Here is a 7153-nt window from a genome sequence, read left to right on the forward strand (position 1 = left end):
CGGGGCCGCCCCAGCGGAGGTCCTACTGCGTCAGGCGAGCGAGCCGATGGCCGTGTTGACCTTGTCGGTCAGCGACTTCGGCAGCGGCACGTAGCCGCCGTCGCCGATCGCCTTCTGGCCCGCGTCACTGGCGGAGTAGGCCAGGAAGGCCTTCAGGGTGTCGAGGGTGTCGGCCTTGTTGCCCTTGTCGCAGGCGATCTCGTAGGTGACCAGGACCAGCGGGTAGGAGCCCTCGTCCTTGGTCGCGTAGTCGAGGGTCAGCGCCAGGTCGCTGCCGGTGCCGGCGATCTGCGCCTTGGCGAAGGTGTTGGCGGCGTTGGCGGCGGTGGCCTCGACCGGCTTGGAGGCGCCGGTGCTGATCGCGGCGCTCTTCAGGTTGTTGGTCTGCGCGTAGGAGAGCTCGGCGTAGCTGATCGAGTTCTTGACCTGCTTCACCTGGGCCGAGACACCGGCCGAACCGTTGGCGCCCTGGCCGTTCTTGCCCGCCCAGGCCTTGCTGGGCGGGTAGGCCCAGGCGCCGCCCGAGGTCTTGGCGAGGTACTTGGTCAGGTTCTCGTTGGTGCCCGAGTCGTCGGTGCGGTGGAAGGTCTGGATGTCGGCGTCCGGCAGCTTGGCGCTCGGGTTCAGCGCGACGATCGCCGGGTCGTTCCACTTGGTGATCTGCGAGTCGAAGATCTTCGCGATCGTCGGGCCGTCCAGGACCAGGTTGTCGACGCCGTCCACGTTGTAGACGATCGAGATCAGGCCCGCGACGAGCGGCAGGTTGATGCCCTGGCCACCGGTGCAGACGGCCTTGCTGGCGTCGACCTCGGCCGGCTTCAGCGCCGAGTCCGAACCGGCGAACTGGATCTTGCCCTGGTTGAACTGCTGGATACCGGCGCCGGAGCCGCCGCCACCGTAGTTGATGGTGGCGCCCTTGCAGGCCGCCTCGAAGTTGTTCTTCAGGATGTCGATCGCGTTGCCCTGCGCGGTGGAACCCGCGGCGACCAGCGCGGTCGGCTTGGAGCCACAGTTGATCGCGGCGGCCGCCGCGGAGCCGGAACCGCTGGGGGCCGTGGCGTTGTTGCCGTTATCGTCCGAGCCGCAGGCGGCGAGCGACAGCGAGCTGACGAGCGCCATGGCACCGATCGCGAGGGCCTTGGAGCGGCCGTTCCGCTGGAGCTTCACAGGGTGTCCCTTTCTGTGGCATTGCCCGGCGCACGAGCCCTGCCGGGCAGGGCGAAGCGCGGGTTTTGCTGAGGTCCGGGGCCCGTTCGGCCCGCCGGTGACACCGAAGTTAGGCCGGGTAGGTGACGCGTCAGCCGGTCGGAAGTGAACGGGGAGTGAACCTCGAACGGATGACAGGAAACTACGTCAGGTAGTAACGGTTGCGTCACGGCAAGAGCGCAGGGAGATCACTTCCACCGTTCCTTCACGTCTCCCGGCCCCGCAACCGCACCGGCCGGGCACCCAGCAGCTCCAGCAGCGCGTCGACCAGCCCCCGGTCCTGCTCCCGGGTCAACCGCGCCCGCGCCTTCCCCGCCGGCAGCCACTCCAGACGGTCCACCTCGCGGTTCGGCCGGAACTCCCCTTCCGTCGGCACCGCCGCCCAGTACCGGACCTCCTTCGGCCGGCCCTGCGCCAGGTAGTGCTGGGTCGGCAGCTCCGCCCCCAGCACGCAGCCGAACCCCGTCTCCTCCCGCACCTCGCGCAGCGCCGCCTCGACGACGCCCTCGCCCTGGTGCAGCTTCCCCTTCGGCAGGCTCCAGTCGTCGTACTTCGGCCGGTGGATCACCGCGATCCGCGGCCGCCCCAGCCGTCCGCTCTTCTTCGGACGGCCCGGCAGCCAGAGCACCGCTCCCGCCGCCAGCACCACCGGCCCGCCGGACACCGCCCGGCCGGCCGTCGTCCGGACGGGCCGCGCCCCCGTACGCCGGCCGTCCTCCGGCACCGGCCGCCCGCCCACCTCAGACCGTCCGCGATTCCGCCGCCGACCCCCAGCCCTCGGCCGGCGGCAGCTCCAGCCAGGCCTCCGCCCCCGGCGGCAGCTCCGGCCACCGCCGCCCGAAGGCGTACCGCGCCGCCTCCACCTCCAGCCGCTGGTCCGCGTGCACCACGCCCAGCACGTACGCCGTGGCCGGGGTGATCCGGGGCGTGCGGGCCGCCGTCGCCGCCGTCACCGCCGCCTCCGAGGCCTCCTGGTGCCGCAGCAGCACCCGGTCCAGCTCGTCCAGCACCGCCGACGGCCGCCCGCACACCTCCAGCGCGTACCGGGCCCGCTTCACCAGCACCCGGGTCCGGTGCCACGGGGCGTCGTCCGCCGCCAGCGCCGCGTCCGCGTCCAGGGCGCCCCGCGCGCTCGGCACCGCCCCCAGCCGGCGCAGACCGTCCCCGCCGTACGGCGTCGACGCCCGCTGCAGCGGCAGCTGCTGGACGCTCACCGCCAGCGCCCCGAACGCGGCCGCCGCCTGCGGCACCAGCACCGCCCCCGCCCGGCCGTCCGCCGACGGGGCCAGCGGCGCGTCCGCCACCAGCAGGGTCATCCGGTCCGCCAGCGCGTGCAGCCGCGCCGAGCGCAGCTCCTGCAGCACCGAGGAGTGCGCCCTGGTCCGGGCCAGGGTCAGCTGCCGGTCCAGCAGTGCCCGCGCCTTCGGCGCCCCCGCGTGGCCGGCCAGCATGCCCGGCCCCTCCGCCTCGCTGCCGCTCAGCCCGTCCAGCGCGCCCAGCAGCCGGGCCGAGCGCCGTACGTACCCCGGCTCCAGCGCCAGCAGGTTCAGCAGCCAGGCCAGCTCGGTCCGCGACTCCTGCCCCCAGACCGGCTCGAAGGAGGCGGAGAAGGTGGTCAGCAGCCCGTTGATCCGCCGTACCGCCCGCAGCAGGTCGGCGGTGCCCTCCGAGGGGACGACGGACGCCGCACCCGGTCTCGCACCGACCTCGCCCACCGCCAGCGGCAGAGCACGCAGGAACGCGCCCGCCAGGGCGGTGAGATGGCTGGAGAGGATGTCCCCGGCGGTCGCGGTGGAGGCCGCCCGGTCCGTCATCGGCGCATCGGTCATGGCTAGGTAGATCCCCGTTCCCCCGGGGCCGTCCCCGGGGCTGGTGGCCGACCGCTCAGCGGGTCCCTGCCGCTCAGCGGCTCGCGTCGGTGGGTCGCGCGGGCGCGTCGTCGAGTCTCGTTCCGTCGTGTCCCCCGGCGGCGTGGCCCGCACCGGTCGGTCCGGTGCGGGCCCGCCGCGCGGCGTCGCGGCGCACGTCGTCACGTCTGGCGTCAGCGGGGTCGTGGCGGCGACCTGCGGTCATCGGGCGGTGACGGCCCGGCGACGCTGACGCGAGTCGATGAGCAGGTCCTGGACGTGCCGCAGCTGCTTGCCGTCGGCGTCCTGGGCGTGCCGGGTCCAGGACCCGTCCGCCCCGAGGTGCCAGGACTCCGTCTCGTCCGACATGCCGAGGTCGAGCAGTCCGGACAGCTCGGCCCGGTGCGCCGGGTCGGTGATCCGCAGCAGCGCCTCGATCCGGCGGTCCAGGTTGCGGTGCATCATGTCGGCGCTGCCGATCCACACCTCCGGATCGCCGTTGTTGCCGAAGACGAAGATCCGCGAATGCTCCAGGAAGCGCCCCAGGATGCTGCGCACCCGGACGTTCTCGCTCAGCCCCGGCACCCCCGGCCGGATCGCGCAGATGCCGCGCACCCACACGTCCACCGGCACCCCGGCCTGCGAGGCCCGGTACAGCGCGTCGATCACGGCCTCGTCGACGATCGAGTTGACCTTGAGCTTCACGTGCGCCGGGCGGCCGGCGCGGTGGTTGGCGATCTCGTTGTGGATCCGCGCCACCAGGCCGTCGCGCAGTCCGCGCGGGGCGGTCAGCAGCCGGCGGTAGGACTCGCGGCGCGAGTAGCCGGAGAGCCGGTTGAAGAGGTCCGAGAGGTCCGCGCCGACCTGCGGGTCCGAGGTCAGCAGACCGAGGTCCTCGTACAGCCGGGCCGTCTTGGGGTGGTAGTTGCCGGTGCCGACGTGCGAGTACCGGCGCAGGGTGTCGCCCTCCTGGCGGACCACCAGCGACAGCTTGCAGTGCGTCTTCAGCCCGACCAGGCCGTAGACCACGTGGCAGCCGGCCTCCTCCAGCTTGCGGGCCCACTTGATGTTGGCCTGCTCGTCGAAGCGGGCCTTGATCTCGACCAGCACCAGCACCTGCTTGCCGGACTCCGCCGCGTCGATCAGCGCGTCGACGATCGGCGAGTCACCGGAGGTCCGGTAGAGCGTCTGCTTGATCGCCAGCACGTCCGGGTCGGCCGCGGCCTGTTCCAGGAAGGCCTGCACCGAGGTGGAGAAGCTGTCGTACGGGTGGTGCAGCAGCACGTCCCGCTCGCGCATCGCGGCGAAGATGTCGGGCTGCGACGCCGACTCCACGTCGGTCAGGCCGCGCGCGGTGCCCGCCACGAACTTCGGGTACTTCAGCTCCGGCCGGTCCAGCCCGGCGATGCCGAACAGTCCGGTGAGGTCCAGCGGGCCGGGCAGCGGGAAGACCTCCGCCTCGGTGATGTTCAGCTCCCGCACCAGCAGGTCCAGGATGTAGGGGTCGATCGACTCCTCGACCTCCAGCCGCACCGGCGGGCCGAAGCGCCGCCGCATCAGCTCCTTCTCCAGGGCCTTGAGGATGTTCTCGGTGTCGTCCTCCTCCACCTCCAGGTCCTCGTTGCGGGTGACCCGGAAGGCGTGGTGGGCGAGCACCTCCATCCCCGGGAAGAGCTCCTCCAGGTGGGCGCCCATGACGTCCTCCAGCGGCACGTACCGCTGCGGGGAGGCCTCCAGGAAGCGCGCGAGCGACTGCGGCACCTTCACCCGGGCGAAGTGCTTGTGCCCGGAGACCGGGTTGCGCACGACGACCGCCAGGTTCAGCGAGAGCCCCGATATGTAGGGGAAGGGGTGCGCCGGGTCCACCGCCAGCGGGGTGAGCACCGGGAAGATCTTCTGCCGGAACAGGGTGTGCAGCCGCGCCTGCTCCTTCTCCGCCAGCTCGGACCAGCGCACCACCTCGATCCCCTCGGCGGCGAGGTCCGGCAGCACCTCCTGCTGGAACGCGGCGGCGTGGCGGGCCATCAGCTCGCGCGAGCGGGTCCAGATGAGGTCCAGCACCTCGCGCGGCTGGAGCCCGGACGCGCTGCGCTGGGCGACGCCGGTGGCGATCCGGCGCTTCAGGCCGGCCACGCGCACCATGAAGAACTCGTCGAGGTTGCTGGCGAAGATCGCCAGGAACTTGGCGCGCTCCAGCAGGGGGATCCCCGGATCCTCCGCCAGCTCCAGCACGCGTTCGTTGAACGCGAGCCAGCTGCGCTCACGGTCCAGGAAACGGCCCTGCGGCAGTTCCTCCAGGTCCTGCTCGTCGGTGACCGTCAGTTCCGGCGGTATCCCGAGCGCGCTGGACATCCGCGCGGGTGGGGACAGCGGGGCAGGGACGGGGCGGGGGATGCTCATGGGCTCCAGCTCCTCCAGCAGGACGGCGTCCGGACGCGAAATGCTTTTCGGGCCGTCGCCCTCGCCCATCACCGACGCCCAACCACCCGGCGCGGTCGTCACAGAACCGGTCGACACGTGCCGGCCGATGCTGCACGAGCGAGACACTACGGACTTCATCCTGTGATCTTCGCGGCATTAATTGAATCCACGGTAAACACCGCATGGCCAGGAGGAAAGCTGAGGCGGTCAGGGCCGGGGCGACAGGCGCACGCCCGTTGCCCCGGCCCCGTTTTCTCCGCTAGGCGGCGCCGGGGCGCCCGATCCGCGCGGTCACCCTCGGTCACCGGAGGGCGGTCACCGGGAATTCGGCTGCTCGACCGCGGCGCGATACATCAAATCGACTTCGTGGACGGTGAATCCGAGCCTTTCGTACACCCGCACCGCCGCCGGATTGTCCGCGTCGACATAGAGCAGCACGGTCTCCAGACCGCGTTCGCCGGCTGCGGCGTCACCGCCCGTCAGGTGGCGCAGGCCGGCCGCGGTCAGCGCCCGGCCCAGACCGCTGCCCTGCTCGGCCGGATCGACGCCGACCACGTAGACCTCGCCGAGCGCGGGCCCGGTCGCGGTCGCCGGGTGGACCTTCGTCCAGTGGAAGCCGACCGGCTTGCCGTCCCGGGTCGCGAGGAAGAAGCCGGCCGGGTCGAACCAGGGCTCGGCCAGCCTGTCGGCCAGGTCGCGCTCGGTCCAGGCGCCCTGCTCCGGGTGGTGGGCGAAGGCGAGGGCGTTCAGCCGGAGCCACTCGGCGTCGTCCGCACCGGGCCGGAACGTCCGCAGCTCGATCCCCTCCGGAAGCGGGACGGCCTCGGTCTGCGACCCGGTGCGGCGCATCTGCCGCAGCTCACGGACCAGCTCGGCGCCATACCGCTCGGCCAGGTGCCGGGCCGCCGGGTGTCCGCCGTGCACCCAGAAGTCGACGTGTCCCCGCCCCGCCCTCCCCGCCTCGGTGAGCACGGCGTCCACCAGCGGCCGTCCGTGGCCCCGGCCGCGGGCGGCCGGCGCCACGACGAGCTCGGCGGACGGATGGGCGCTGCCGCTCTCGGGGACCTCCAGCTGGCCGTAGCCGACGGCGTCGGCACCGGCGTCCGTGCCGATGGTTTCGAGGAGGTGGGTCACCCCGGTCCGCGCCGTCTCCGAGGAGCGCAGGCGCAGGCGCCCCTGCTCGGACACGGCCTCCCGGCCGTCCACGCCCTGGGCGTCCGCCAGGATCCGCAGGGCCGCGTCCCGCTGTGCCGGCCGCAGTACGTCGGAGGCGAGAACCGTGGTCGCGTCGCCCGTTGTTGCCGTTCCATCGTCCATGCCCCGACGATACGTCAACGGACAACGCAAAGAACCCCCGCCGGAATACCGGCGGGGGTTCTTCTCAAAATTTGTTCGGCGGCGTCCTACTCTCCCACAGGGTCCCCCCTGCAGTACCATCGGCGCTGTGAGGCTTAGCTTCCGGGTTCGGAATGTAACCGGGCGTTTCCCTCACGCTATGACCACCGAAACACTATGAAACTGTCGGCCGCCCACCATTTTCAGGTGGGGGTCGTTGTTTCAGAACAACACAGTGGACGCGAGCAACTGAGGACAAGCCCTCGGCCTATTAGTACCGGTCAACTCCACCCCTCACAGGGCTTCCATATCCGGCCTATCAACCCAGTCGTCTACTGGGAGCC

Annotated in this window: 5 protein-coding genes and 2 rRNA genes; all 7 read right to left on the reverse strand. The window is 71.9% G+C overall.

Annotated features, from left to right (window positions below):
• Positions 1 to 30: 30 nt before the first annotated feature.
• Positions 31 to 1167, reverse strand: coding sequence for a phosphate ABC transporter substrate-binding protein PstS (pstS, locus tag ACFVVL_RS10460; RefSeq protein WP_380294031.1), 1137 nt, complete (start codon positions 1165 to 1167; stop codon positions 31 to 33).
• 244 nt (positions 1168 to 1411) lie between these two features.
• Complete coding sequence (locus ACFVVL_RS10465; protein WP_387673170.1) at positions 1412 to 1930, reverse strand: NUDIX hydrolase; 519 nt, start codon at positions 1928 to 1930, stop codon at positions 1412 to 1414.
• 16 nt (positions 1931 to 1946) lie between these two features.
• Positions 1947 to 3035 (reverse strand): CHAD domain-containing protein, encoded by a 1089-nt coding sequence (locus ACFVVL_RS10470; RefSeq protein ID WP_380294035.1) that lies wholly within the window; start codon positions 3033 to 3035, stop codon positions 1947 to 1949.
• Positions 3036 to 3275: 240 nt separating this feature from the next.
• Entirely contained in the window at positions 3276 to 5453 is a 2178-nt protein-coding gene (locus tag ACFVVL_RS10475) for an RNA degradosome polyphosphate kinase (protein ID WP_380294039.1), read from the reverse strand.
• A 336-nt stretch (positions 5454 to 5789) separates the two neighbouring features.
• Positions 5790 to 6791, reverse strand: a complete 1002-nt coding sequence (gene mshD, locus ACFVVL_RS10480) for a mycothiol synthase (protein WP_387673174.1) — start codon at positions 6789 to 6791, stop codon at positions 5790 to 5792.
• Positions 6792 to 6864: 73 nt separating this feature from the next.
• A 5S ribosomal RNA gene (rrf, locus tag ACFVVL_RS10485) occupies positions 6865 to 6981 on the reverse strand.
• Between the two features lie 79 nt (positions 6982 to 7060).
• Positions 7061 to 7153 (reverse strand): 23S ribosomal RNA (locus ACFVVL_RS10490); the annotation flags it as partial.

It is taken from the genome of Kitasatospora sp. NPDC058115, assembly GCF_042884635.1.
Lineage (GTDB): Bacteria > Actinomycetota > Actinomycetes > Streptomycetales > Streptomycetaceae > Kitasatospora.

Bases quoted from the DNA above. Each gene is read 5' to 3' on its own strand.
- mshD (WP_387673174.1), bottom strand. From the start codon at position 6,791: ATGGACGATGGAACGGCAACAACGGGCGACGCGACCACGGTTCTCGCC.
- ACFVVL_RS10470 (WP_380294035.1), bottom strand. From the start codon at position 3,035: ATGACCGATGCGCCGATGACGGACCGGGCGGCCTCCACCGCGACCGCC.
- ACFVVL_RS10475 (WP_380294039.1), bottom strand. From the start codon at position 5,453: ATGAGCATCCCCCGCCCCGTCCCTGCCCCGCTGTCCCCACCCGCGCGG.